Source organism: Pectinatus brassicae, assembly GCF_014201835.1.
In the GTDB taxonomy this organism is placed as follows: Bacteria; Bacillota; Negativicutes; order Selenomonadales; family Selenomonadaceae; genus Pectinatus; species Pectinatus brassicae.
Genome location: NZ_JACHFH010000001.1, coordinates 13514 through 39886, shown reverse-complemented (window position 1 = coordinate 39886; position 26373 = coordinate 13514). Strand labels below are relative to the sequence as shown.

Here is a 26373-nt window from a genome sequence, read left to right as displayed (position 1 = left end):
CATTCAGCAAATGAAAGCTTTTATTTTTTTGTTGATAATCATATCAGAAAGACTGATATTTGCTATAATAAATATATTCAAAAGGAGGTATATTTATGTTTGCCAATGATGTGGCTGTTTTGGCACAACTTGAAAATTTGCAAAAACAGCTGGACTATCATAAGAATTGTGATATTCTAACCGGTTTAAATAACAGACAGATATTTTACGAAAAAGTAAGTAGGTTGCTTAATAGTAATGCGGAAAAAATAATGATTTGTGTAGATATAGAAAAATTTAGTTTTATAAATTCAATCTATGGTATAAAAATAGGCGATAAAATATTGTGCAGTATTGCTGGCAGTCTGCAAAAAAAGTTTATGGAGCCGGAATATGTTTTAAGTCGCATGGCTGGCGATGTTTTTGCTATATTTACCAGTGCTGACAATGAGAAAAAAACAATAGAGAGTATATTTGAAATTTTTGCCGCACTTTCTGTTCCCATGGAAGTAGTTCCGGCAATTGGCATTTGTCCTTCCGATGAAGCGGCAACAGCCAATTTTTTATATGATGGGGCTGTAATGGCTCTTCGCTCGGTAAAAAAGAATTATTTTAAGCATGTAGCTTATTTTAATAATGCAACAAGAAAAAAATGCAGGAAGCACAAGAGCTGCTCAACGATTCCAATAAAGCATTGGCAAAGGGCGAGTTTAAACTTTATTTTCAACCTAAATGTAATATGAATAACGGCGAAATTGTCGGCGCTGAAATACTTGTTCGCTGGGAGCATCCGCAAAAAGGAATCATTTCACCGGGAAAGTTTATTCCTTTATTTGAGGAGTCAGGGTTTATTGAACGACTTGATACATATATATGGGAAGAGGCCGTACGATGGCTGCGCAACCGTATTGATAATAAAAAAAATGTAACTCCAATTTCAGTGAATATATCGCGTATGGATGTAGTTGATATAGATGTATATAAAATTTTAACAGAACTAATAGAAAAGTATGATATAAGTCCAAAACTGTTAGAACTGGAAATAACCGAAAGTATTTATGTCGATAAATCTGAGCAGATTATAAATCTATCAGCCAAGTTAATGGATTATGGTTTTAATGTTCTAATTGATGATTTTGGCAGTGGTTATTCCTCGCTTAATATATTAAAGGACATAAAGGCTAATATTTTAAAAATTGATATGCGATTTTTAGAATCAAGTAGCAAAAAAGGTCGCGATATAATTAAAACAGTTGTTCATATGGGACAATGGCTTAATATGTTGATAATACCAGAAGGCGTGGAGAAGCAGGAACAAGTAGATTTTTTACGTAAAATAGGCTGCATTTATGCGCAAGGATTTTTTTATTATCGCCCTATGGCAAATAAAGAGTTTGAGGAGTTAATAGAATGTTCGCCGCTTGATAAAAATAAGTAAATTACATAAGAAATATCATGGATAAAATATTGGTTTATATTATTGCGTAGTACACATATTAATACTAATAATTACAAGCTAGGGAGACAATATAGGAGGATTTTTTACGATGAAAATAATTACCGGATTAGGCAATCCCGGACTGGAATATAGCAAAACAAGGCATAATGTGGGGTTTATGTTTATTGACGCATTGGCAAAAAAATTAGCGGTGACTAATTGGCAGGAAAAATTTAAGGCACTTACAGCGCAGGCGATGATAGGTTCAGAAAAAGTATTATTGGTAAAACCATTGACCTATATGAATTTAAGTGGTGAGGCAATTGCACCGGCAATGAATTGGTATAAAAGTAATTCTGATGAGCTTATTGTAGTTCATGATGATATGGATTTGCCGCCAGGATTGATAAGAATTCGCAGTAAAGGAAGTTCAGGCGGTCATAACGGCATCAAATCAATAATTAACTGTACCGGCAGTGATGAATTTGTGCATGTGCGTATAGGAATAGGCAGACCGCTGCCTAACTGGAAGGTAAATGACCATGTTTTGTCCAAGTTTTTACCAGAAGATCAAGCTGCAGTGGATAAAGCCATTAATGATTTAATACCAGCTGTGGAATGTATTGTAACGGAATCTGTGGATAGAGCCATGAATAAGTATAATCCGCGTAAAAATAAAAAGAATAATAAATAAGGAGAATGAAGATGAGTACGGCCAGTATTACACTGCTTTATGCTGATGACAGCGGCGATATTTTTGATGCCCCGGGAGTAGCGGCAATGGGAAAAAGTGGCACAAAAAATATTGCACTGAGCAAAAAAGATTTGATTCCATTACCGGAAGATGCAGAATTAATTGCCCTGCCGCAAAGAATGCCCTTGGGAGAAAAAAATAATGAGCTGCTGCCAATTTTGGGGCAGGCAGTAGCTGCGATTTTACCAGCCGGCTATATAAGATTATATGCACCTGCTTTTGCTAAAGAAGAAGTGGCTGAGGAATTATCTGCAGAAGCCTATACGGCAGTAGCCTTATATAAGGGGGAAATATATGCAGCGGCCGCTTATACTGAATTTGACGATATGTGGGATTCAAGTCGCTATAACACCGAAAGTTTGGCTGGCCTTATTAATCAGACTAAGCGGGATTTGCCACAGAATAATCTGGTAAATAAGATGGCTGAATATGCACTGGAACTTTATAGTTGTACAGCGCAAAACTTGTTTTATCGCCGCTGGGAAACGGAAATTCCAGTAACAGAATGCTGTAATGCTAAATGTTTAAACTGTTTGCTTGAGGCTCAAAGCGATGAAGTTGATAGTATAGCTATTGCACAGGAAATGGCAGATGTAGGGACATATCATTTAAGTAATGGTAATGATGCCGTACTAAGTTTTGGGCATAATTGTGAAGGGGAACCGGCACTCATTGCTGATGATATTGCGGCAGCGATAAAAATGATACGTAGTAAAACGGATAAAGGCCAAATAAATATTAATACGAATGCTGGCAATACAGCGGCGATAATGAAAATCGTTGATGCCGGGCTTGACAGAATGTGCGTGAATATTATAAGTGCCATACCGGAAAATTATAAGGCTTATTATCGTTCTGATTATGATTTTGATGATGTTATGCAGTCACTGATTTATGCTAAAAGCAAGGGCGTATATATCACATTGGACATGCTGTATTTTCCAGGTTTTAATGATGATAAAAAAGAAGCAGCAGCTTGGCGTAAATTTTTACGAAAAACGTCAGTTGATAAGATTCAGGTACGCAATTTAAATATTGATCCTGATGTTTTTTTAGCAGTTATGCCGCAGTTAGAAGATGCCTTAGGGCTTAAAATGTTTTTAGGTGGTTTAAAAGGCGAATTTCCTGATATGGCCATTACTGCCATTAGTAATAGTTAAGTAAATAAGTCTTTAAATTACAAGCGTAAAAGAATAATGGGTATTTATATATTTAGACAGGTATTTACAACTTCCAGGACGAATAAGAACTAAGATAGTTTAGTCCTGTTTTAAGCGGGAATGAATTATTAACAGTAACCAGAAGAGAGACTAAGGGATAGTTTTATTGACAGTAATATGACTTGAGTGGTAAAAGAAGATAGTTAAAAATCCCTGATTTATCCGAGGACTGCTTGTTCAATACTTGATATTTTCATTGGCGTGTAAAGAACGGCTAAGTCGCAGGAAGCGCTTTTTCTGGATTTTAGTTTTAATCAAGGATGAATGGAATATGAATAAGAGGAAGATATGCCATAATTTACACGTAGACAAAACATGGGGAGTACCCACGTATACTATTAAACATAACAAAATAGGGGGCAGGGATAATATGGATGAACGGGATTGGAGTACTTTTAAACAAAAATTAAATGCCAAAGCAGGTATAGATTTAGATTTATATAAAGAAGCACAGATGAAGCGTCGTATTAATAATCTTGTTATGCGTAAGGGTTTTAAAGGTTTTACTGAATATTTTGATTTTGTGGTTAAGGATAAAGATGAGTTTGCTTCATTTATTGAGTATCTAACTATAAATGTATCAGAGTTTTTTCGTACGCCGGAGAAATTTTCGGAGCTGGAAACTACTATAATTCCAGAACTCTTAAAAAGAAGTTCTAAACTTAATATTTGGAGTGCTGGCTGCTCTATCGGAGCTGAACCGTATTCATTGGCAATGATATTGGCAGAAAAGACGCCAGGCGCCAGACATCGTATTTTAGCCTCAGATCTTGATGTTGATATATTGGAAAAAGCCAAGGAAGGTATTTATACAGAAAATGAATTAAAGGCTATTTCCTTGGGACGTAAGCAAAAATATTTTACTAGAAATGAGAATAATAAATATGTGGTAAGTCCTGATATCAAAGCAAAAATTGAATTTCGCCGCCATAATTTATTAAAAGATCCATTTGAATCTAATTTTGATTTGATTTTATGCCGCAATGTTGTTATTTATTTTACAGAAGAAGCTAAAGATAAATTATATCGTAATTTTTTCCAGGCTTTAAAACCGGGCGGTATTTTATTTGTAGGTGGAACGGAAGCTGTACTGAATTATCGTGATATGGGCTATGAGAACCATCGTCCGTTCTTTTACAGAAGACCATTATAATATAATGGAATTATGCTGTTAGCAGCAATGAGAAGTTATTGTAATAATTTACAATAACTTCTTTTTTATAGAAATATAGTAAAGACGGTTATATTTAGGAGAATAATAATGAAATTTGCCCATATTGGTGACTTACATATAGGAAAACGTGTAAATGGTTTTTCAATGCTCGAAGATCAGCGATATATATTAAAACAGATAATAGGAGTGCTGCAGGAAAATAAAGTGGATGCTGTTCTAATGGCTGGTGATATTTATGATACGCCTTTGCCGCCCATAGAGGCAGTACGACTGTTTGATGAATTTTTAACGCATTTGGTGCAGCTGCGAATAAAGATTTTTATTATCAGCGGTAATCATGATTCCGCTGATAGATTGGCTTTTGCAGCCAGACTGTTGGAAAAAAATAATGTATATATTCATTCAGTGTTTGAGGGCAATACACAACCAATAGCTATTGAAGATAAATATGGACTGGTAAATATTTATATGCTGCCATTTATAAAGCCGATACAAATAAGAAAAATTTGGCAGGAAGAAGCAGAACACATATTAACTTATGATGATGCAGTACATTTAGTTATAGATAAAATGGAACTGGACAAAAAGCAGCGTAATATAATAATAGCCCACCAATTCATTACAGGAGCAGCTACAAGTGATTCCGAGGAATTAAGCGTAGGTGGACTCGATAATATTTCGGTTGATTGTTTTGCTGATTTTGACTATGTGGCATTGGGCCATATTCATCGACCGCAAAAGATAATTAAGAACAATATACGCTACGCCGGCTCACCGCTCAAATACTCTTTTTCGGAAACCAGCCATAAAAAAACACTGCCGATTATTGAAATAAAAGAAAAAAATAATATGAAAATATCATTTATTGATTTATTGCCGCAGCATGACTTACGAAAAGTAAAAGGATTATATAAAGATATAACATTAAAAGCCAATTATGAAAGTACTGCTATAGACGATTATATTAGCGTAACATTGACTGACGAAGAAGAGATTCCCGATGCTATTGGCAAATTACGCAGTATTTATCCTAATATTATGAAGATAGATTATGATAATACAAGAACAGGCAGCAATAATGTTGTTGATAACACTAACACTGCCTTACAAAAAAAACCACTGGATTTAATGAACGAGTTTTATAAACTGCAAAATAATAAAGAGCTTAGCAGTAAACAATGTGATTTTGCGCAAAAAATTATTGAAGAAATATGGGAGGAAAAATAATGCGTCCTCTACAATTGATATTATCAGCATTTGGTCCTTATGCTGATAAACTTGAGGTTGACTTTAGTAAACTAGGAGCAAAAGGTCTTTATCTTATTAGCGGTGATACTGGAGCTGGTAAAACTACTATTTTCGATGCGATTATTTATGCTCTATATGGGGAGCCCAGCGGCAGCATTAGGGAAAGCAATATGTTTCGCAGCAAATATGCTGATAAAAACACCGAAACATTTGTGGAGCTGGTATTTTTATATAATAATAAAACATATAAGCTAAGACGCAATCCTGAATATGAGCGTCCAGCTAAGCGTGGTGACAAAATGGTTGTGCAAAAACCTTCAGCTCAATTGGAAGCAGCTGATATGGAGCCGCTAACAGGATTAAAGGAAGTCACTGAGTATATTGAAAATTTAATTGGTCTTGATCGAAGCCAGTTCACTCAGATTGCGATGATAGCACAAGGGGATTTTTTACGAGTATTGTTGACGGCGACAAAAGAACGCAGTGAAATATTTCGCAAAATATTTAATACCAGTCGTTATCAGCAGCTACAGGAGCAGATAAAAAAAAGTGCTGACAGCAGCAGTAAAAAGTTAGAAAAGATAAGTCAGGAAATAGAGTATTATAAAAATAATATTTTATTGTCAGCTGGGCAACAATTACCAAATACGCCTGTATTGGATGAGTTTATTACAGCGCTTGACACATATATAAATACTGATAAAGAGCAGCAAAAACAGCTGGATAAATTATTACGGGAAAATGAAGAAAAAACAGCCCAAAATAATACATTCATTGGTCAGGCTCAGACCATTATAAAGATTCGCCATGATATAAAAAACAGTGAACAAGCCATAAAAGACAGTCAAAATATTAAGGAGGAGTACAAGCACAAATACATAGCAGCCCAAAATTGCTATGACAAAGAATATAAGCAGGTATTAGCTGAAATAGTAACGATAAAGGATAATATGCGTTTATATAATGAATTGGACAGCCTGATGCAGGAAATAAATACAGGGCAGCTTAATATGCAGCAGCTAAACAATAAAAAAACAGCAGCAGCTATGGAGAAAAAAAGTATGGAAACACAGCTGCTGCAGATAAAAGAAAAAAAGACTAGTTTAGAAAATATTCTGGTAGAAAAAGAACGCTGTGAAAAAATATGTGCAGACATGGCTAGGCAGCTGAATGAACTAAAGAATATACAGCAACAGATAAATGAGTACAATGATATGCTGTTGCAATGCAGAAAGCTACAGCAGCAGTATAAGGAAAAACAGCAGGAATACCAGTCTGGGCAAAAAAATTATGCTGTACAGGAAAAGGCTTATCTTGATGAACAAGCTGGATTTTTAGCGCAGGGGTTACAGGAAAATGAACCTTGTCCTGTGTGTGGTTCCTGCCAGCATCCACAACCAGCACTATTAACAGTAACAGCGCCATCACAGCAACAGCTTGCCGATGAAAAACAAAAATTGCAGTTATTGGAAAAAAAGGTTAATGAGCTCAGCAGCCAGGCAGGGAATATAAAAGGACGTTATGATGCTTTAGGAACAGCTATAATGGAAAAAGCCCGGCAAATAATCGGAAGGGTAGACAAAAGCCTGATAAGAGAACAGGTTAAGGAAAAATCGGTTATTATTGAAACAGAGCAGCAGTCCGAACAGGAAAAGCTGGTAACTATCGAAAAAAATGTTTTATTAAAAGAGCAGTTGGATAAAAAATTGCCATTATTGCAGCAGCAGCACGATGAAAAAAATAACCAGATATATAAGCTGGAACAGGACATAGCAGTTTTAGCTGCAAATATCGAAAGCAGCAATATCAAATATGAAGAATTAACGAAAAAGCTGACTTTCGCTGATAAACAGACAGCGCTGCAAGCGTTGCAAAATAAAGAAGAATACAGCAATGTATTAAATGATAATGTTTTGCAGGCAAAAAAATATTACGATGAAAAAGTCAACTTTATAGCCAATGAAAAAGCAAAGCTTGAGGTATTAAATAAACAATTAAACGATGATAGTATCTATGATATGGAGCAATTGCAAAATGAGCATAATACATTGCTGCAACAAAAGGAAGAATTGACAGCCAGCAGTCAGCAGGTAAATATGCGGGTGGTAAATAATAATAAAGTGCGAGAAAATATTGTTAAGCAAGCTGCTGCTTACGAAAAAATATTAACAGAATTTATTTGGCAAAAAGATTTAGCTCAGACTGTCAATGGCATGCAAAGTGGTAAGGATAAAGTGACGTTGGAAACATATGTGCAGATGAATTATTTTGATAGAATCATTACTCGTGCCAATACAAGGTTCATGGTTATGAGCAGTGGACAATATGAACTAAAAAGGCGGATAGATGCAGAAAATCTGCGCAGTCAAAGTGGCTTGGAATTAGACGTTATTGACCATTATAATGGGACAACGCGCAGCATAAAAACATTGTCAGGCGGAGAATCCTTTAAGGCATCATTGGCTCTGGCTTTGGGACTCGCCGATGAAATACAGTCTTCGGCTGGTGGTATACAAATAGATACAATGTTTGTTGATGAAGGTTTTGGGACGCTTGATGAGGAATCCTTAAAACAGGCGATAAAAGTATTGCACAGCCTGACTGAAGGCAATAAACTTGTAGGGATAATATCACATGTACCGGCATTAAAACAGCGTATTGATAAACAGATAGTAGTCAGTAAAAATATGTATAAAGGAAGTACATTAGAAATTATTACATAAAAAATGCTAAGCAGAAATTTTCTGCTTAGCATTTTTTAATCAAGAAGTTTAAGGACAATTTTATTTTGTTGGCGGCTGGCATTCATATCAATAATACGCTGATTACGGCTGCCGCGAAAAGTTAGTGTTAAATCGCGCTGCTCCAATAAAAATCGGCCATCAATCAGAGTATCGGTGAGACTCAATAATTTATCAATAGCAGCATTGTGCATATCCTGCAGCTGTTCCAAAGTGTAGCCGGTATATATTGTTAAATCAAGACTAAGCGTATGAATTTTTTCAGCAATATAATTTAGTGGCAGCGGCTGCAAAAACGGCTCACCACCGCTAAAGGTAACACCGGATAATAAAGGATTTTGTTTAATACGCTGGATTAAATCATCGGCATCGACTAATTTACCCTTATTGCAGTCATGTGTCTGCGGATTATGGCAGCCAGGACAATTATGGGGACAGCCTTGGGTAAAAATGGTAAAACGATAGCCCTCACCGTCTACTATTGAATCATCAACAGTACCAGCAATTTTAATTGAGACCATGTTTTACACGATCATGTACTTCGGCCTTTTTGGCATTGTTAAAACGTTCAGTAGTTCCAACTAAATAGCCGGTTATGCGGCGGATTCTTTCAAATTTTGCCGGACGCAGTTTATAATCAAGTTCAACATTACCGTCATTATTAGCGGCAATATTAAGATATTGTAATTTATTAGCGGATAATTTTTCAATGTGATTGATATAATTAACGATTTCGTTTTGTGACATATCAGGCACATTATTTACAGTTACTTCAATACCATTTACTAACATAGAAAACACTCCTTTAAGATAAATAAATTTATATTATTGTATTTTGATACGCGGGATTACAAGATGGTGCAGATGTTCTTCTTCGCGGCGGCCGCACTTAGGGCAGACATCATCAATGATGCCGGTATAGCCGCAAATAGGATCACGGTCAACAGGATGATTAACGGAACCGTAGCCGATGCCGCTGTCATGCATACAGCGGATTATAGCTTCAAATGCTTTAACGTTTTTAGTTGGGTCACCATCCATTTCAACATAGCTTATATGACCACCGTTGGTTAAAGCATGATAGGGAGCTTCTAATTGAATTTTTTTATAGGCACTTATTGGATAATAGACGGGAACATGGAAGGAATTTGTATAGTAATCGCGGTCAGTAACACCAGTAATTTTACCATAGCGTTTGGTATCAATTTTTACAAAACGACCACTTAAACCTTCAGCCGGAGTAGCAATAACCGAGAAATTGAGGTGGGAACGATTAGATGCTTCATCCATACGCTGACGCATATGATTGATGATTTTAAGACCAAGCTGCTGTGCTTCTTCACTTTCACCGTGATGTTTGCCAATAAGTGCTTTTAAGGTTTCGGCTAAACCGATAAAACCTACCGTCAAAGTACCGTGTTTTAATATATCGCCAATAGTATCGTCAGCAGATATTTTTTCTGAATCAAGCCAGATATGTTCTCCCATCAGGAAAGGATAATTACGGCCTAATTTAGCTGCTTGAATTTTAAAGCGATGCAGTAATTGCCGGATAACAAGCTCAAGCATACCATCAAGATCAGTAAAGAATTTATTGATATCACCATGCGCTTCAATACCCAAACGTGGCAGATTGATGCTGGTAAAGCTCAAATTGCCGCGGCCGCAGGTCGTTTCATGCGAAGGGTCATAAACATTACCCATAACACGGGTACGACAGCCCATATAAGCAACTTCTGTATTATAATCGCCCTTTTTATAGAACTTTTTATTAAAGGGAGCATCAAGAAAACTAAAATTAGGAAATAATCTTTTAGCTGAAGTTTTTATAGCTAGTTGAAACAGATCATAGTTAGGATCTGTGCTGTTGTAATTTATTCCTTCTTTTACTTTAAATATCTGTACAGGGAAAATAGGTGTTTCATTATTGCCCAGTCCGGCTTCTGTTGCCAATAATAGATTTTTAATAGCCATGCGTCCTTCAGGTGAAGTGTCAGTACCATAGTTGACAGAGCTGAATGGTACCTGGGCACCAGCACGTGAATTCATGGTGTTTAAATTATGGATAAAAGCTTCCATAGCCTGATAAGTGATAGCATCAGTTTCATTTAAGCCCGTTGTAAAAGCATAATTATGCGCTTGTTGGGCGGCATTAGCATCAATAGATTGATAATTGTGCTCAGACTGATGCAGCGGCAGAAAATTGACTAAGGCTTCACCAAAAGCAGGAGCATCAGTTATTGTTAATTTTATTGCAAGGCTGTTTTCGATTTCTTTAGCCAATAATTTGGCATCAGTGAGGGACATATCAAGAATTATAGTAAAATATTGTGCTAGTGCTTTAAAATATTGTTTGCGGAAGGTTTTACCAACACCGGGAGCCATAGAGAAATCAAAATTAGGTACGGCCTGACCGCCGTGCATTTCATTTTGATTAGCCTGGATGGCAATGCAGGCTAAAGCAGCATAAGAGCGAATATCATTTGGTTCACGCAATGCACCATGACCAGTAGAAAAGCCATTATGGAATAACTTTAATAAATCAATCTGGCAACAGGTTTCAGTGAGCATGTAAAAATCCATATCATGAATATGGATATCGCCGTCGACGTGAGCCGCAGCAATATCTTTAGGTAAAATATAATTATCAATAAAATATTTGGAGCCTTCAGAGCCATATTTCAGCATTGTTCCCATGGCAGTGTCGGCATCAATATTGGCATTTTCGCGTTTTAAATCAGCGTCAGCGGCATTTTTAAAGGTAAGCTCACTATATATATCCATTAAATCAACTTTGGCTTCACGCATTTTTGTATGCTCAGCCCGATAGAGAATATAAGCTTTGGCCGTGCTGGCACAATTATCGGCAATCAGTACACGCTCTACAGCATCTTGAATTTGTTCCACGGTAGGAAGATTAAATTTTGCTATTTCTTCAATAACCTTATTGCTGAGTATATTTAATTTATCTGTTGAAAAAGTAGCATCGATAGATTCTAAATTAGCCTTTTTTATTGCATTAGTTATTTTGGGGAGATTAAAAGGAACGATATCACCGGTACGTTTTTTTATCGATTTAATAACTGATTTTATCATTGTATGCTCCTATATGTGCATAAATTAAGTATTTGAAATCAATTAAATCCATTTATTCGATGATTAATCCGCTTTACTGCATAGCCAAAACTATGTAGTAAAGCGGATTAAATGAAGTGGAAATTGATATTATACAAATACGATGCACTGAAATTAATAATGAAATTATACTATATATAGATATCTATGTCAATTTAAATACAATATCTAGTAATAGTATGATTAAGCTAAAGCGGCATTATATAAGCGTTGAAAATAAAAATATAAAAATTTTATGGCAAGAAAATACCGCCAATCAAAAAAGAATGACGGTAGTAAAATAAGTATCAGGAGTTTAATATAGCTTCATATATTTTTAAAATATTTTGTCCATAGGTTTTACCGGGAACGGCCCAGCGACCATTAAGATCCTTCCAAGTATTTAATGTATTGGGACGATAAACCGAACGTACTAGTGAATAGCGGGGATCAACGATGGGTTCACTAGGTTGGCGATTGGAAGCATAAGCTAACAAATGCTGAATATGGGCCCGAACACCTAATAATGAATTAGAGAAATAGGCTCCTTTTACAATAGTACTGGTGGTTCCAAGACCACAGTAATTGTTTTGGTCAGGTGTTACTGTACCGCCATAGCGGAAAAATCCAGTTTCTACAAGAGCCTGGGCAAAAGCAACATCTGGGCGCACACCTTCGCGGCTGCCTTCTTTGTAATAATAAGAAACAAGCTGTTTAGGGGTGACCGAAATTTCAGGATTAGGATTTACTTCGAGCAGATAACGAACACACTGTTCAGGTGTTGCCAGTGGTTTTCCCAATATGGAATCGTTATCGGCAACAGGAGGGGCAGCTGGTTTGTTATCATATTGTGTTAGTATTTGCTGTATTTTATCAGAAAATAAATGGGCTTGTCCAGCCGCAGTATTATTTTTAGTAGAATCAATATTATCGTGATGACGAGCAGCATAGCTGTATGGAGTAGTGGTTAAAATAAATACAACAACTGTTAACAAAATAATTGTCGATGATTTTAGTTTAAACAATAAGAAAGCCTCCTGAATTAATGATTCATCATAATAAATTGTATAACAAATAGTACTAAAAATACATATAAAAGTGGATGTACCTGACGATATTTACCACGGAATATTTTAATTAATGGATAAAGGATAAGACCAGCACCGACGCCATTAGTTATGCTGTAAGATAAAGGCATCCAAAATAGGACAAAAAATGCTGGCAGGGATTCTTCAATATCTGTCCAATTAACCTGATTAAGGTTACCCATCATCAAAAAGCCTACGATGATTAAAGCCGGTGAGGTTATGGCAGGAGCTGAAGCTAATACCTGAGCTACTGGCGCAAAAAACAGCATGCAGAAAAATAAAAATGCTACGACAACAGCGGTAAAACCAGTACGGCCACCAGCCGCAACACCAGTACCAGATTCGACATAAGAAGAAGTTGGGGAAGTACCGAAGATAGAGCCGATAGTACTAGCAACCGCATCGGCTAAAAGTGCACTTTTTACATTAGGAAAATGACCGTTTTTCATTAATCCTGCTTGGGAGGCAACACCAATCATTGTACCAGTGGTATCAAATAAGGTAACAAGGAAAAAGGTGAAAATTATAGCGAAGAGGTTTGGTGAAAAGGCTCCCGCAATATCAAGATGCATAAAAGTAGCATCAAGTCCAGTAGGCAGACTGAGGATGGAATGAGGCAAAGGTATATAACCTAAGCAAAATGAAACAATAGCAGTAATGAGCATGCCTAAAAATATTGCAGCGGGTACATCATTTACGAGTAATATAATAGTTACGATAAGGCCTAAAATAGACATATAAGCGACTGGTTCAGAGAAATTGCCTAAAGTTATGATTGTAGCAGGGGATGCTACTACCAAATGGGCATTCTGCATGCCGATAAAAGCAATGAACAGACCAATACCACCGCTTATACCAGCTTTTAGTGAAATAGGGATGGCTTCAATCAGTGACTGTCGAAAGCCAGTTAAAGACAATAATAAGAAGATGACAGAGGCAATAAATACACTGCCTAAGGCAGATTGCCAAGGGATGCCCATACCTAATACGATAACAAAGGCAAAATACGCATTCATTCCCATACCTGGTGCGATAGCAATAGGGTAATTAGCAATAAGTCCCATTATTAAAGTACCAACTATAGACGCTAAAATAGTAGCAACAAATACACCGTGAAAATCCATACCGGTTTTGTTTAGCACGCTGGGGTTAACAATAATGATATAGGACATTGAGACAAATGTAGTAATACCAGCTAATATTTCAGTAGATAAGGTGGTATTACGTTCATTGAACTTAAATTTGTCGTTCAAAAACATTAAAAGATCATCCTCCTAAAAATAATAAATGAAATTTTCATTTCAAAAATATTATACTATGCACAAAATAACGTTTTTATTACGATTAATTATCAATAAATGGTGACATAATATAACTTGCCATATAATTGTACTAAAATAGTGTTAATTAGGCAAGGTGAAATAAATAATACTTACTTAACAAAGAAGGATGTTTGTAAAGCTAAATATGCTAAAAATAGCAAATTATGCTTAATAAATCCCTAAAAAACAACGGATAAAAGTAAAAAGCGTATTATATAATGAAAGATGTCTTATTTGTTTTACAATAATAGTATGATATAATTAAATTCAAATAAAGTAGGAGGTAAAAAGAGGTGTATGGAAAAAAGAGTATTTTAGGAATAGTTTTTGTGCTGGCAACCATGCTTATGAGTAATATAGCAATTGCCAGTGTAGTAGTGCCAACCGATATTTATGAGTGGGTGCAGGCATCACCGCGTATAAGTTACTATTTTAATAAACAAGAAATGAAATATCCAGCTAAAGATGATGGAACAACCAATACAGATGTTTTAGAAGTACCTATATTAGAACAATATGATTGGATAGAAATACAGGATGTAATCGAAAAAAGGCGTTGGAATAATGAAGACGTTAGTAATTTCAATGATTTATGGGGCAGTGAATCAATTGTACGTATTGATTTAAAAGCACGTACAGCTACTTATGTGCAGCAAAGTTATCTTGATAGTAATTGGAATCAGATAGCACAGATAGCGTCGAATCGAGTTGATAAAATTGATGAAATGACGGATAAAAATCTTGATAATATTTTTTATAATAAAATAATTGAATATGCTAATGAACATAAGCAGGAAATTATTGAGCGTCATGGTTTAAAAATAGATACTGACGATAAGTCATTAGTTAAAGACCAGTCATCACATAAAACAGCAAAACAAAAGATACAGGAAATATTAAAAACATACGAAAAAAAATGAGCGCAATGTAAAAAACCAGTCAGAATCATTGATTCTGACTGGTTTTTTATTTTAACATATTAGTAAGAAAAGATTTTGTTCTTTCTTCCTGCGGATGGGTGAAAAATGTTTCAGGATTGCCTTGCTCAACAATATTGCCATCTGCCATAAAGATAACATTACTGGCAACATCTCTGGCAAATCCCATTTCGTGTGTTACGACAATCATGGTCATATGTTCTTCGGCTAATTGCCGCATTGTATTTAAGACGCCGATTGTCAGCTCTGGATCAAGAGCTGAGGTTGGTTCATCAAACAGCATTATATCAGGTGACATGCACAGGGCTCTGGCAATAGCAACACGCTGCTGCTGTCCACCGGATAAGCGGCTGGGATAAGCATCTTTTTTGTCGAACAGGCCGATTTTATGCAATAGATCTTCAGCAATGGGTAAGACTTCATCTTTTTTCATGTTTTTTACCTGTACGGGTGCTTCTAATAAGTTTTCTAATACAGTCATATGAGGAAAAAGATTAAACTGCTGAAAGACCATACCCATGCGGGATAAAATACGTTTTTGCGTAATTTTATCGGCATATACAGCTTTATTGTTGACGCTGGTTGTGAGAAAATCTTCGGCAACCTGAATAGTGCCGTCATCGATAGTCTCGAGATTATTTAAGCAACGCAAAAGAGTGGATTTACCAGAACCAGACGGGCCGATAACAGCTAAAACATCACTTTTGTTTACTTCAATGTCTATTCCTTTTAAAACAGAAATACCATTAAAGCTTTTATGGATATTATGCATTTTAATTATAGGCTGATTATTCATTATTACACCTCATATTTTCCGTAATGTGCTTCAAGACGTTTGAATATCCATGTTAGGATAAAAGTCATAACAAGATAGAAAATAGCAGCAACAATAAATGGTGTCATATCGAATTCTCTTTGTACAATTGTTCGGGCTACACGCAGTAAATCATTCATAGCCAAAATATAAATAAGGGAAGTGTCTTTAACCAAATTGATGGTTTCGTTGCTGATTGGCGGTAATACGCGGCGAATTACCTGAGGTAAAATTATGCGGCGCATGGTCTGAGGATAGGACATGCCAAGGGTTTTAGCGGCTTCATATTGACCGCGGTTTATTGATTGGATACCGGCACGGAAGATCTCGGCAAAGTATGCGGCATAGTTTAAAACAAAAGCTAATAAAGCAGCACTTATATCAGAAAGTCTGATACCAACCATAGGCAGGGCAAAATAAACAAATAATAATTGAAGCATTAAGGGGGTACCACGCATTATCCAGATATACAACTCCATAAGCCAGCTTAGCGGCTTTATTGTTGATAAACGTGATAAGGATACTAGTAATCCAATTGGAATTGACAGTATAAGAGTTATAAAAAATATGTTTAATGTGGTTTTTGTGCCTTCCAGCATTAATAAAATAGTATTAACGAGATTGTCCATACGTAAGCTCCTAAGAAAATTTAGTTTTGTAACTAATTAAAGTATTAAGAAAGTCCAAGCACTATTTTACAATAAATATGATGAAATTACAAAAAAAATATAGTAAAATAAGTATATTTTTTTATTCCTTTTACATTTTAATTTTTTATTGCAATAAAGTAATTGCTGAATTATAATATAATTATTGTGCGTGAGGCTATATAAATCGAGTGTTTTATATATTTAATTTGGGGGAATAGTAAATGAAAAAAATAATTATGCTGTGCTTAGGTATTATGACAGCAGGTCTTGTCCTTGCTGGCTGTGGACAGCAGGCAAAGCAGGCAGCACCAGATGCTGGCAAGGCTGGCAAAATAGTTGTTGGTCTTGATGATAATTATCCACCAATGGGCTTTAGGGATGAGAATAATAATATAACTGGTTTTGATGTTGATTTAGCTAAAGAAGCTGCAAAGCGTTTAAAAAGAGAAGTTGAATTTAAGCCGATTGACTGGTCAAGTAAAGAAGCGGAACTTAAAAGCGGACGTGTTGATGTATTGTGGAACGGTCTTGATATAACAGAAAAACGTAAAGAAAATATGCTGTTTAGTGATCCTTATATGGATAATCGCCAGATAGTTTTTGTCAGAAATGATTCTGCAATAAAGACAGCAGCTGATTTAAAAGGGAAAATAGTTGGTACGCAAAGTGGTTCTACTGGCGAAGAAAATATAAATAAAGATGCTAAATTAAAATCATCCTTAAAAGAAGTAAAAGCATATCCTGATTTTATTGCAGCATTTATGGACTTGGAAAATGGACGTATTGATGCAATTGTTGGTGACGAAATTACAGGACGTTATTATATGAGTAAACATCCTGATAAATTTGCTGCGCGTGATATTGTAATTGGTGATATAACCAGCTTTGGTATAGGCTTTGCCAAAGATAATCAAAAATTGCGGGATGAAGTACAAAAAGTGTTAAATGAAATGAAAAAAGATGGAACAATGGCTAAGATATCACAAAAATGGTTTGGAAAAGATATAACAAAGAAATAAATAAACTAAAAAAGATGCATTCACTTAAAAGTGAGATGCATCTTTTTTAGTTTATTTATTTTTTCTGACCTTGTTTTTGCTTCATATAAGCAAAGCCCCATTCTTTCATCTTTTGTTTGACAAACATTATAGGGTGACGGAAAAACATCCTTTTTTGTGAACCTTTCATTATTTTGCGAAATTCTAAAGTTTGTTTTTGGCCAAAGCAGGGAGTATCGCAAATATGACATAATGGCTTAGTAATACCATATGGACAGCGCTGGATTTTTGTCATTACCGTCATTAAAAGAGCATTGCATTTAGGACATAAAGCTTTGCCCGCAGTGTTGTGATGAGCATGGCAATAAACGCCAAAAGCTTTTCTGATAGTCTTTTTTTCTTCAGGAACAGTGTTTTTTATTGGAGCCTGTTGATTAGTACGCTTATTAAAAAAGCGAGAAAAAATTCCCATTATAATTCCATCCTTATTTTAATCAGATAAATGCTGTTAACTTTATTTATTTTACGTTGTATTGCTTCTAAAGTCAATGCCTGTATTGCTTTTATGGGCTTTTATGAACACTGTAAAGAAGGCATTTACATTGACATTACATTGTTTTTATGATAAACAAATATATTATAGATATTGTGAGAAAGGAAAGTGTAAACAATGATAAAGCTTTCCCATATAAAGAAAGTATATGATACTCCAGCAGGACCATTGCCGGCATTAAAAGATGTTAGCCTGACAATTGCAGATGGAGAAATCTATGGGATTATTGGACTGTCAGGAGCAGGTAAATCAACTTTGGTTCGCTGTATAAATATGTTGGAGCGGCCTACAGCAGGTACAGTGGAAATTGATGGACAGGATTTAACTAAGCTTGATGACAGCCAATTGCGAAAAGTACGGAAAAATATAGGGATGATATTTCAGCAGTTTAATTTATTATCGTCGGCAACGGTTTATGATAATGTTGCTTTTCCCTTAAAACTAGCAGGTATTGATAAAAAAACTATTAGCCAAAAGGTAGAACCATTATTAGAGATGGTGGGGCTGGAAAATAAAGCTGGGCAGTATCCTTCTCAGCTATCTGGGGGACAAAAACAGCGTGTAGGTATAGCTAGGGCCCTTGCCAGTGACCCTAAGATTCTTTTGTGCGATGAAGCAACTTCAGCGCTTGATCCGCAGACAACGCAGTCTATTTTAAAATTGATTAAGGATATTAATAAAAAACTAAATATTACCGTAGTAATAATAACGCATGAAATGCAGGTAATAAAAGATATTTGTGATAAGGTAGCGGTAATAGACCATGGTATTATTGCTGAAAAAGGTACTGTTATAAAAGTATTTACCGAGCCGCAACAGGAGATAACACACGATTTCATTAGTGTGCTGCTAAGTGACGAGCTTCCCAGTGCCTTTAGAAATCAGCCGGTATCAGCAGTACCGATAGAAGATGGCCATTTATTGATGCGGCTCACATTTATTGGGGAATCCGCCGATGAACCGGTTATAATGCGCCTGATAAAAAAATATGATGATATTGATGTAAGTATTTTATTTGGTGACTTAGACCAGATACAGATGGTGCCATATGGACGAATGATAATAGGTATTACTGGTGATACTGATAAAGTAAAAATGGCTGAAGAGTGGCTTAAGGAACAAGATTTGAAAGTAGAGGTGATTGGCTATGTCAAACGACATGATATTGCTGCTAGGTAAATCATTGTGGCAGACAGTTTACATGGTTTGTGTATCAATGGCAATTGCTTCTGTTATTGGGATACCATTGGGTATATTATTAGTGACAACAGCTAAGGAACAAATATTGGAATGTCAGGTATTAAATCGTATTATTGCCACTATTGTTAATGCTGTTCGTTCAGTACCATTTATCATTTTAATGGTGGCAATTATTCCCTTGACTCGTATGCTGGTAGGTACATCTATTGGTACGACGGCGGCTATGGTACCATTAACCTTATCGGCGATTCCATTTATTGGACGTCAGGTAGAAAATTCTATCAGGGAAGTTCCCTATGGTTTAGTTGAAGCAGCATTATCCTTGGGGGCTACACCATTTCAGATAATTCGCCATGTATTGCTGCCAGAAGCTTTGTCGAGTATTGTAGCGCAGCTGACCACTGTTATAATTGCATTGATAGGAGCTTCCGCTATGGCTGGTACAATTGGCGGCGGCGGAATTGGGGATTTAGCCATACGCTATGGATATCAGCGATTTCGTCCTGATATTATGCTAATAACAGTAATAATTTTAATTGTATTGGTGCAGATTGTTCAATTTGCCGGCAATTATACTGCTAAGAAATTGAATAAAAAATAGTATGTATTTGTTGCGAAATAATTAATTATAGGGTACAATTAATAGCAAAACACTTATAATTAATAAGGAGGAATTATTTTGAAAAAGGTATTATTGATAATTGCAGCGTTGGGAATCATGATGATGGCTTTTGCTGGCTGTGGTTCTAACCAGCAGGCAGATAAGGCTGCGTCAGGTAAAACAGTACTCAAGGTAGGGGCTACACCTGTACCGCATGCTGAACTTTTAGAACAGGTAAAAGCGGATTTGGCTAAAGAAGGAATTGATTTGCAAATTAAGGAATTTAATGACTATGTACAGCCTAATATAGCACTTAATGATAAAGAACTTGATGCCAATTTCTTTCAGCATACACCTTATCTAGATAATTTTAATAAAGAACATAATATGCAGTTGGTAAATGCTGGTGGTATTCATATTGAACCAATGGGTGTGTATTCACATAAAGTAAAAAAGCTTGCTGATATTAAAGATGGTGCACAAATAGCAATTCCTAATGACCCTACTAATGGTGGACGGGCATTATTGCTGTTACAAAAAGCTAAGCTTATTAAATTAAAAGACGGTGTAGGCGTAACAGCTACTGTACAGGATATTGTTGATAACCCAAAACATATCAAGATTACTGAAATTGAAGCGGCTCAGCTGCCACGTTCGCTTGATGATGTCGATGCGGCTGTTATTAACACTAATTTTGCAGTTCAGGCTAACCTTGTACCAACGAAGGATGCTTTGATAATTGAAGATTCCTCATCTCCATATGTTAATATTGTTGTTGTAAGAAAAGGCGACGAAAACCGCCCTGAAATCAAAAAGCTAGTAGCAGCACTGCAATCGGAAAAAATAAAGAAATTTATTCAGGAAAAATATAAAGGCGCTATAGTTCCAGCATTTTAATATAGTTTAAAAATCGTCAGGCATATGTCTGGCGATTTTTTTTTGCTTATTTGCCATAGGGACAATAACTTTAAAAATTTTTATGATAAAAAGTAGCGGGCAAAGCATTTTTTTGTTAAAATAAAAGGAAAAATATATTGCTTTTTTATAGTGATAGTTATATATTTAGTTACGTGATTAATATGATAAATATGCGATGTATTTTTATTCAATAATAATTACGGCTGTTTAAATACAGCTTGATTATATAATAAGTACAGAGATGTATGGCAAAGAATAAGGGGAGTGTTATGAAGAGTTTCAAATTAACAAAAAATCAAGCGGAGTTGTTGGCTAAGAAGTATCCTACACCGCTTGCTATCATTTCAACTGATAAAATAGAAGAAAATTATCGTTTTTTGCAGAAAAATATGCCGCGAGTAAGGGTGTTTTATGCTATGAAGGCAAATCCTTCACCGATAATTATTAATAAAATGATGGAACTTGGAGCAAGCTTTGATGTTGCATCTGGCGGAGAAATAAACACACTAACGCAAATGGGCGTTAGCGGTGATAAAATGATATATGCAAATCCCATAAAAACTGTGCAGGGTCTTAAAACTGCTGCCGAGTGTAATGTGGATAAGTTCACTTATGATACTGAGCAGGAAATTGCTAGGATGGCGCAATACAATCCTGGCGCAAAAGTACTTCTTCGTTTACGTATAAAGAATGCCAAAGCACTTGTTAATTTGAATGAAAAATTTGGGGCGGGTCCTGATGAAGCGATAAGTTTATTGCAAAAAGCAAAAGAACAGGGGCTTAATCCGATTGGACTGGCAATTCATGTTGGTAGTCAGACTCTGTCTACAGAACCGTACCACGAAGCTTTTGCTATGTGTCGAACTATTATAGATGAAGCAAAAAAACAGGGGCTTGATTTAAAAGTACTGGATATTGGTGGTGGTCTGCCTGTTCCGGCACCAGATACCTGTGTGAATTTAGAAGCAATGGTTAAAGATATAAATGAAAGTTTGGAAAAAACTTTCCCTGATATAGAAATTTGGTCAGAACCAGGACGCTATATCTGTGGGACAGCGATGAATGCTGTTATGCGAGTTATTGGCAAACAGGCTCGTGATGGTCAGATGTGTTATTATTTAGACGATGGTGTATATGGCATATTTACAGGGGTTTTTTATGATCATTGGGAATATGAACTTAATACTTATAAAGCAGGAAAAATGCTGCCATCAACATTTTTTGGACCTACCTGTGATTCACTTGATGTTATCAGCAAAAGCTATTTGAGTCCTGATTTAGATATGGATGATATTGTAGTAGCTTGTGATTGCGGGGCTTATACTACAGCTGCTTCAACTGACTTCAATGGTTTTGAAAAGGCAAAAATACTCCATTGGGAAGCTGAAAAAGCTCAGTTGGTAAAAGTACTTGCTGAAAAAGACAATTGTGAGCAGGCTATTTAATGCTAATGGGGTGATTTTATCTCAAGTATAATAAATGTTTTTATACTGACTGCTATAATATTATTTATGTACTATAGTATGGGAAGCCAAGGTGATCCCGGCTTAAAAAATATACATATAGCAGGAATTGTTTTGATAGCAGCAATCGTTATTGTTATTAAAATGTATTGGAATCGATATAGAAAAAAATAGTAAAATATGTAGTGAAATAATGATTTATGCCGCCTGAATATAGATGCTATTTTCTGGCGGCATTTTTTTGTCAGTAAATATATTTAGCCGGCTAACAGCATAAGATTAAGTATACTAGGCATAATAGTTTAATTATGAAGCAAAAGTGAGAGATAATTTATGAGACAAAGTAATGTACCAATTATAGAAGCACTGTATAAATATGTTGCTGATGGAGCTGTAGCTTTTCATACACCCGGTCATAAACAGGGCAAATCAGTACCGGAAAAAATAAAGGATATGGTAACACCGTTGGGCTTTAAAATGGATGTTTCTTTGATGGCAGAGCTCGATGACTTGTTTGAACCAGAGGGATGTATAAAAGAGGCACAAGATTTGGCCGCTGAACTTTATGGCGCAGATGATTCATTGTTTATGATAAATGGTACGACTGGGGCAATTCATGTAATGATAATGTCAGTCGTGGGTCCAGGAGAAAAAATCATTGTGCCGCGTAATGTTCATAAGAGTATATTAGGGGCAATTATACTAGCGGGAGCACAGCCTGTTTTTGTTGAACCGGTTATTAATAATGAGCTTGGTTTGGCAATGGGCGTAACTATGGAAAAACTTCAGGAAGTTATTGAAAAAAATACTGATGCTAAGGCTGTTTTATTGGTTTATCCGACTTATTATGGTGTAGCTAGTGATATAAAAAAGATAGCAGAATTGGTACATACATATAATATGCCTTTATTAGTAGATGAGGCTCATGGACCTCATTTGAAATTTTCCCAGCATTTGCCTCAGCAGGCAATAGATGCCGGTGCAGATATGTCGGCACAAAGCACTCATAAAATATTATCTGCTTTTACACAAACCTCAATGCTGCATGTAAAGTATGATTATATAAAAAAAGAACGTGTATCTATGATGAATGGGCTTATTCAGTCGACAAGTCCCAATTATTTACTGTTGGCTGGACTTGATGCCGCCCGTTGGCAGATGGCACAATTTGGTGCGGATATGATTGATAATGCATATTTATTAGCACAAAAATTGCGCAATGCTATTAATGAAATTCCTGATTTATACTGCTTCGGGGATGATATAAAAGGACAGCCAGGCTGCTTTGCTATTGATTATACGAAGGTAACGGTTACTGTTAAAGGTTTGGGAATTACGGGCTATGAAGCAGAACAGATACTTCGTTATAAATATAAAATTCAGTGTGAGCTGGCAGATATGTATAATGTGTTATTTATAATTTCCTTAGCGGACGGCGAGGAAGAAATTAATATTTTATTAAAGGCATTACAGTCCTTGGCGGTGAATTATAATAAAGTGGCTGTTGCAGTCCCTGTGATTGCTCAGCCAGCTATGCCGCAAATGAAATCACTGCCGCGTGAGGCTGTTTATGCTGCTTATAAGATAATCGATTTTAAGAAAAGTGTGGGACAAGTCTGCGCAGAAACTATAAGTTTTTATCCGCCGGGAATACCGCTTATATATCCAGGCGAGGTTATTACTGCCGAACTGATCGATTATGTGCAGCAGGCAATAGCTGCAGGGGGGAAAGTGGCAGGACCATTTGATGCTAAATTAAACAAGATAAAGGTGATTAGTGATGCGAGGTAAATTAATTATAATTGAAGCAGGCGATGGTTCCGGCAAGGCTACTCAAACCAGCGAGTTATATAATCGTTTGCAAAAAGAATACGGTAATGTATATAAAGTAGAATATCCTGATTATGACAGTGAATCATCAGCATTAATAAAAATGTATTTGCGCGGTGATTTTGGCAATTCCGCGGATTCTGTTAATGCTTATGCCGCCTCAACTTTTTTTGCTGTTGATCGTTTTGCCTCATATCAAAAAAAATGGAAACAGCCCTATGAAGACGGCGCTATAATCTTAGCAGATAGATATACAACTTCTAATATGGTTCATCAGGCAGGAAAAATAGATATAGAAGAGAAACGCAATGAATTTTTAGATTGGCTGTGGGATTTGGAATTTGTCAAAATGGGACTGCCAAAGCCGGATTTGGTTGTTTTTCTTGATATGCCAGTGCAGATAAGTGATAAACTCTTAGAAAAAAGAGGTTCTTCATCAGGCAACAGAGATATTCATGAAGAAGACAGTGGTTATCTGCATCATTGTCATGACGTATATAAACAGATGGCTGATAAATATGGCTGGAAAACAGTACAGTGTGCTAGAGCTGGTAAAATTCGCTCAATTAGTGATATTCATAATGATATATATGCATTAGTAAATGATTTATTAAAGTAGGTAAATATATTAATTGATATTGGTTGATATATTATTCTATGAGAATAGGAATAATAATATTTTATTGGAAGAAACATTATGGTTGCGCTGTTAGTTTTATTGCCAAAAATTATAAAAGCAATTATAATTATTATATAAAAGGTATAAATATTACATTGGTTGAATAATTATGCTGATAAATATTAATGTTATTTATGGTTTGCTGTAAGAAAATATTATAAATTAGTGATAATTAAGTAATTTGTTGTAGAGTAAGGTGAATGATATGCTAAAAATAGATCCTTTAAATAATCCTAAGCAACAATTTTTTACAAAGACGGAAGGAAGCCGTGAAGTCCAAGTAAAGGAACAGGTTGGCGAATTTTCTACCGAATTGGCACAAAATCAGGAAGACATGTCTATGGAACAATTAAAAAAATTGTTTGATAAAGTTTCTGAGCAGGGTGCTAAGTTGACTAAAACACCTACGTATGACGAGCTGAAATCATATCGTGATGTTGTAAAGAAATTTATTGGTGAAGCTGTTACCAGAATGTATTCAATGAATTCACAAAGCGGCTGGGATAGACTAGGCAGGCAAAAAGTTTATACTACGGTACGCAAGGTCGATGATAAGCTGGAAGAAATGGCAGAAGAAATCCGTTTAGGGCAGGCCAGTGCACTGACAATAGCAGCCAAGCATGAAGCTATTTGCGGCATGCTGGTTGATTTATATATGTAATGCAGTGGAATGATATTGTTGGGCATGAGCAGATAATCAGCAATTTGCGTACTATGCTGGAAACAGACCATTTACCACATGCCTTGTTGTTTTTTGGCATGGAGGGAATTGGCAAGGCATTAACGGCTAAAATGCTGGCAATGGCCTTACTGTGTAATGCTAAAAACAGACCCTGTGGAGAATGCCCGTCCTGTCAGGCCTTCATTAAGGGAACACATCCTGATTTTTTCCTGTTGGAACCAGATGGCAAAACGGTAAAAATGATAAAAATTGAGCAGCTTCGTCAGATGCAGGCTGATATATCACTGGCACCATATTTGTCGGATAAGCGCGTAGTAATAATTGATGGAGCTGATAAAATAAATGAAACAGCTGCCAATGCATTACTCAAAACTTTGGAGGAACCAGTAGGGAATATATATTTCATATTGACAGCCAACAATAAGGAAAAAGTTTTAGCCACTATTCTATCACGCTGTGTAAATATATATTTTTCATTACTTGATAATGAAGCAGTAATGAATATATTACAAAAAAAAGAGATTGCGGCTGGTGCTGCTTCTAAATTGGCTGACTTATCTGGTGGAAGTATCAGACAGGCGTTGACATTATATGAAAATAATGGCTTAGAAAATCGTGATATGGCTTTTAAATTTTTAAAAGATGTTTTTATATATTCAGATGAAAATATCTGGCAGATTACAGATGTTTTATTAAAATTTAAGCGCGAGCAGCTAAATGAATGGATATTTTATTTACAGATGTTTTGGCGTGATATGATAATTTTATATAATAAGGATAATATAAAATTATATAATAGTGATATGAATGATGAGCTAATTGAGCAAAAATATATTTGGAATTTACAGCAGATATTTATGGCTGTAGAGTATAGTCAAATAGCTGAACAGCGTTTGATGTCCAATGCTGATATGAGGCTTATAATAGAAGAATTTATACTGAAATTGCGTAATTTAAAATAAGGAGTTA

25 protein-coding genes are annotated in these 26373 nt (G+C 35.8%); 17 read left to right on the top strand and 8 right to left on the bottom strand.

Features of this window, described 5'->3' with window-relative positions:
- Positions 1-95: 95 nt before the first annotated feature.
- The 7 genes from HNR32_RS00195 to HNR32_RS00165 all read left to right on the top strand — a co-directional run bounded on the left by HNR32_RS00195 (position 96) and on the right by HNR32_RS00165 (position 8536).
- The gene (locus HNR32_RS00195; protein ID WP_183858777.1) at positions 96-722 is read left to right on the top strand and encodes a GGDEF domain-containing protein; all 627 of its coding nucleotides are present in this window, start codon (positions 96-98) and stop codon (positions 720-722) included.
- On the top strand, positions 719-1417 hold the full coding sequence (locus tag HNR32_RS00190; protein ID WP_260162407.1) for an EAL domain-containing protein: 699 nt from the start codon (positions 719-721) through the stop codon (positions 1415-1417). The genes HNR32_RS00195 and HNR32_RS00190 overlap by 4 nt, the downstream gene beginning before the upstream one ends.
- A 109-nt stretch (positions 1418-1526) precedes the next feature.
- Positions 1527-2111 carry an aminoacyl-tRNA hydrolase gene (gene pth, locus HNR32_RS00185; protein WP_183858775.1) on the top strand — a complete coding sequence of 195 codons (585 nt, stop codon included), beginning with the start codon at positions 1527-1529 and terminating at the stop codon, positions 2109-2111.
- Positions 2112-2122: 11 nt separating this feature from the next.
- Positions 2123-3331 (top strand): radical SAM family protein, encoded by a 1209-nt coding sequence (locus tag HNR32_RS00180; RefSeq protein ID WP_183858774.1) that lies wholly within the window; start codon positions 2123-2125, stop codon positions 3329-3331.
- A gap of 430 nt (positions 3332-3761) precedes the next feature.
- A complete protein-coding gene (locus tag HNR32_RS00175; RefSeq protein ID WP_183858773.1) occupies positions 3762-4544 on the top strand; it encodes a CheR family methyltransferase in 783 nt (260 codons plus the stop codon).
- Between the two features lie 108 nt (positions 4545-4652).
- Complete coding sequence (locus HNR32_RS00170) at positions 4653-5792, top strand: exonuclease SbcCD subunit D (RefSeq protein ID WP_183858772.1); 1140 nt, start codon at positions 4653-4655, stop codon at positions 5790-5792.
- The gene (locus HNR32_RS00165; RefSeq protein ID WP_183858771.1) at positions 5792-8536 is read left to right on the top strand and encodes an AAA family ATPase; all 2745 of its coding nucleotides are present in this window, start codon (positions 5792-5794) and stop codon (positions 8534-8536) included. Before HNR32_RS00170 ends, HNR32_RS00165 begins: the two co-directional genes overlap by 1 nt.
- A gap of 35 nt (positions 8537-8571) precedes the next feature.
- Here HNR32_RS00165 and nrdG read toward each other — a convergent pair whose 3' ends face one another.
- The 5 genes from nrdG to HNR32_RS00140 form a co-directional block, all read right to left on the bottom strand.
- A complete protein-coding gene (gene nrdG, locus HNR32_RS00160; protein WP_183858770.1) occupies positions 8572-9075 on the bottom strand; it encodes an anaerobic ribonucleoside-triphosphate reductase activating protein in 504 nt (167 codons plus the stop codon).
- Positions 9062-9346 (bottom strand): anaerobic ribonucleoside-triphosphate reductase, encoded by a 285-nt coding sequence (gene nrdD, locus HNR32_RS00155; RefSeq protein WP_183858769.1) that lies wholly within the window; start codon positions 9344-9346, stop codon positions 9062-9064. Before nrdD ends, nrdG begins: the two co-directional genes overlap by 14 nt.
- A 33-nt stretch (positions 9347-9379) precedes the next feature.
- Positions 9380-11650 carry an anaerobic ribonucleoside triphosphate reductase gene (locus HNR32_RS00150; RefSeq protein ID WP_183858768.1) on the bottom strand — a complete coding sequence of 757 codons (2271 nt, stop codon included), beginning with the start codon at positions 11648-11650 and terminating at the stop codon, positions 9380-9382.
- Between the two features lie 326 nt (positions 11651-11976).
- Positions 11977-12693, bottom strand: a complete 717-nt coding sequence (locus HNR32_RS00145) for a glucosaminidase domain-containing protein (RefSeq protein ID WP_183858767.1) — start codon at positions 12691-12693, stop codon at positions 11977-11979.
- Between the two features lie 17 nt (positions 12694-12710).
- Positions 12711-14015: an NCS2 family permease gene (locus HNR32_RS00140; RefSeq protein WP_183858766.1), complete on the bottom strand. Its 1305-nt coding sequence runs from the start codon at positions 14013-14015 to the stop codon at positions 12711-12713.
- Positions 14016-14371: 356 nt separating this feature from the next.
- On the opposite strand from HNR32_RS00140, the gene HNR32_RS00135 reads away from it, so the two are divergent.
- Positions 14372-14998 (top strand): hypothetical protein, encoded by a 627-nt coding sequence (locus tag HNR32_RS00135; RefSeq protein ID WP_183858765.1) that lies wholly within the window; start codon positions 14372-14374, stop codon positions 14996-14998.
- Positions 14999-15044: 46 nt separating this feature from the next.
- Here HNR32_RS00135 and HNR32_RS00130 read toward each other — a convergent pair whose 3' ends face one another.
- Both HNR32_RS00130 and HNR32_RS00125 read right to left on the bottom strand, forming a co-directional pair.
- Entirely contained in the window at positions 15045-15812 is a 768-nt protein-coding gene (locus HNR32_RS00130; protein WP_221300523.1) for an amino acid ABC transporter ATP-binding protein, read from the bottom strand.
- A 2-nt stretch (positions 15813-15814) separates the two neighbouring features.
- A complete protein-coding gene (locus HNR32_RS00125; RefSeq protein ID WP_183858764.1) occupies positions 15815-16459 on the bottom strand; it encodes an amino acid ABC transporter permease in 645 nt (214 codons plus the stop codon).
- A gap of 242 nt (positions 16460-16701) precedes the next feature.
- Between HNR32_RS00125 and HNR32_RS00120 the strand changes: the two genes are divergently transcribed.
- The gene (locus HNR32_RS00120; protein ID WP_183858763.1) at positions 16702-17499 is read left to right on the top strand and encodes an amino acid ABC transporter substrate-binding protein; all 798 of its coding nucleotides are present in this window, start codon (positions 16702-16704) and stop codon (positions 17497-17499) included.
- A gap of 55 nt (positions 17500-17554) precedes the next feature.
- Here the strand turns inward: HNR32_RS00120 and HNR32_RS00115 are convergent, their stop codons facing one another.
- A complete protein-coding gene (locus HNR32_RS00115; RefSeq protein WP_183858762.1) occupies positions 17555-17950 on the bottom strand; it encodes a nitrous oxide-stimulated promoter family protein in 396 nt (131 codons plus the stop codon).
- 198 nt (positions 17951-18148) lie between these two features.
- On the opposite strand from HNR32_RS00115, the gene HNR32_RS00110 reads away from it, so the two are divergent.
- From HNR32_RS00110 to holB, 8 genes are all read left to right on the top strand, one after another.
- Positions 18149-19210 (top strand): methionine ABC transporter ATP-binding protein, encoded by a 1062-nt coding sequence (locus tag HNR32_RS00110; protein WP_183858761.1) that lies wholly within the window; start codon positions 18149-18151, stop codon positions 19208-19210.
- On the top strand, positions 19179-19832 hold the full coding sequence (locus HNR32_RS00105) for a methionine ABC transporter permease (RefSeq protein WP_183858760.1): 654 nt from the start codon (positions 19179-19181) through the stop codon (positions 19830-19832). Before HNR32_RS00110 ends, HNR32_RS00105 begins: the two co-directional genes overlap by 32 nt.
- A 78-nt stretch (positions 19833-19910) precedes the next feature.
- Entirely contained in the window at positions 19911-20729 is an 819-nt protein-coding gene (locus tag HNR32_RS00100; RefSeq protein ID WP_183858759.1) for a MetQ/NlpA family ABC transporter substrate-binding protein, read from the top strand.
- Positions 20730-21019: 290 nt separating this feature from the next.
- Complete coding sequence (locus tag HNR32_RS00095) at positions 21020-22195, top strand: type III PLP-dependent enzyme (protein WP_183858758.1); 1176 nt, start codon at positions 21020-21022, stop codon at positions 22193-22195.
- Between the two features lie 351 nt (positions 22196-22546).
- Complete coding sequence (locus HNR32_RS00090) at positions 22547-24004, top strand: aminotransferase class I/II-fold pyridoxal phosphate-dependent enzyme (protein WP_183858757.1); 1458 nt, start codon at positions 22547-22549, stop codon at positions 24002-24004.
- Positions 23994-24662 (top strand): dTMP kinase, encoded by a 669-nt coding sequence (locus tag HNR32_RS00085; RefSeq protein WP_183858756.1) that lies wholly within the window; start codon positions 23994-23996, stop codon positions 24660-24662. The genes HNR32_RS00090 and HNR32_RS00085 overlap by 11 nt, the downstream gene beginning before the upstream one ends.
- A 265-nt stretch (positions 24663-24927) precedes the next feature.
- Positions 24928-25383 carry a YaaR family protein gene (locus tag HNR32_RS00080; RefSeq protein ID WP_183858755.1) on the top strand — a complete coding sequence of 152 codons (456 nt, stop codon included), beginning with the start codon at positions 24928-24930 and terminating at the stop codon, positions 25381-25383.
- On the top strand, positions 25383-26366 hold the full coding sequence (gene holB, locus HNR32_RS00075) for a DNA polymerase III subunit delta' (RefSeq protein ID WP_183858754.1): 984 nt from the start codon (positions 25383-25385) through the stop codon (positions 26364-26366). Before HNR32_RS00080 ends, holB begins: the two co-directional genes overlap by 1 nt.
- Positions 26367-26373: the final 7 nt, after the last annotated feature.

Bases quoted from the DNA above. Each gene is read 5' to 3' on its own strand.
- HNR32_RS00090 (WP_183858757.1), top strand. From the start codon at position 22,547: ATGAGACAAAGTAATGTACCAATTATAGAAGCACTGTATAAATATGTT.
- HNR32_RS00175 (WP_183858773.1), top strand. From the start codon at position 3,762: ATGGATGAACGGGATTGGAGTACTTTTAAACAAAAATTAAATGCCAAA.
- HNR32_RS00110 (WP_183858761.1), top strand. From the start codon at position 18,149: ATGATAAAGCTTTCCCATATAAAGAAAGTATATGATACTCCAGCAGGA.
- HNR32_RS00170 (WP_183858772.1), top strand. From the start codon at position 4,653: ATGAAATTTGCCCATATTGGTGACTTACATATAGGAAAACGTGTAAAT.
- HNR32_RS00150 (WP_183858768.1), bottom strand. From the start codon at position 11,650: ATGATAAAATCAGTTATTAAATCGATAAAAAAACGTACCGGTGATATC.
- HNR32_RS00080 (WP_183858755.1), top strand. From the start codon at position 24,928: ATGCTAAAAATAGATCCTTTAAATAATCCTAAGCAACAATTTTTTACA.
- HNR32_RS00125 (WP_183858764.1), bottom strand. From the start codon at position 16,459: ATGGACAATCTCGTTAATACTATTTTATTAATGCTGGAAGGCACAAAA.
- nrdD (WP_183858769.1), bottom strand. From the start codon at position 9,346: ATGTTAGTAAATGGTATTGAAGTAACTGTAAATAATGTGCCTGATATG.
- HNR32_RS00190 (WP_260162407.1), top strand. From the start codon at position 719: ATGAATAACGGCGAAATTGTCGGCGCTGAAATACTTGTTCGCTGGGAG.
- nrdG (WP_183858770.1), bottom strand. From the start codon at position 9,075: ATGGTCTCAATTAAAATTGCTGGTACTGTTGATGATTCAATAGTAGAC.
- pth (WP_183858775.1), top strand. From the start codon at position 1,527: ATGAAAATAATTACCGGATTAGGCAATCCCGGACTGGAATATAGCAAA.
- holB (WP_183858754.1), top strand. From the start codon at position 25,383: ATGCAGTGGAATGATATTGTTGGGCATGAGCAGATAATCAGCAATTTG.
- HNR32_RS00115 (WP_183858762.1), bottom strand. From the start codon at position 17,950: ATGGGAATTTTTTCTCGCTTTTTTAATAAGCGTACTAATCAACAGGCT.
- HNR32_RS00105 (WP_183858760.1), top strand. From the start codon at position 19,179: ATGTCAAACGACATGATATTGCTGCTAGGTAAATCATTGTGGCAGACA.
- HNR32_RS00120 (WP_183858763.1), top strand. From the start codon at position 16,702: ATGAAAAAAATAATTATGCTGTGCTTAGGTATTATGACAGCAGGTCTT.
- HNR32_RS00095 (WP_183858758.1), top strand. From the start codon at position 21,020: ATGAAGAGTTTCAAATTAACAAAAAATCAAGCGGAGTTGTTGGCTAAG.
- HNR32_RS00130 (WP_221300523.1), bottom strand. From the start codon at position 15,812: ATGAATAATCAGCCTATAATTAAAATGCATAATATCCATAAAAGCTTT.
- HNR32_RS00165 (WP_183858771.1), top strand. From the start codon at position 5,792: ATGCGTCCTCTACAATTGATATTATCAGCATTTGGTCCTTATGCTGAT.
- HNR32_RS00085 (WP_183858756.1), top strand. From the start codon at position 23,994: ATGCGAGGTAAATTAATTATAATTGAAGCAGGCGATGGTTCCGGCAAG.
- HNR32_RS00180 (WP_183858774.1), top strand. From the start codon at position 2,123: ATGAGTACGGCCAGTATTACACTGCTTTATGCTGATGACAGCGGCGAT.
- HNR32_RS00140 (WP_183858766.1), bottom strand. From the start codon at position 14,015: ATGTTTTTGAACGACAAATTTAAGTTCAATGAACGTAATACCACCTTA.
- HNR32_RS00195 (WP_183858777.1), top strand. From the start codon at position 96: ATGTTTGCCAATGATGTGGCTGTTTTGGCACAACTTGAAAATTTGCAA.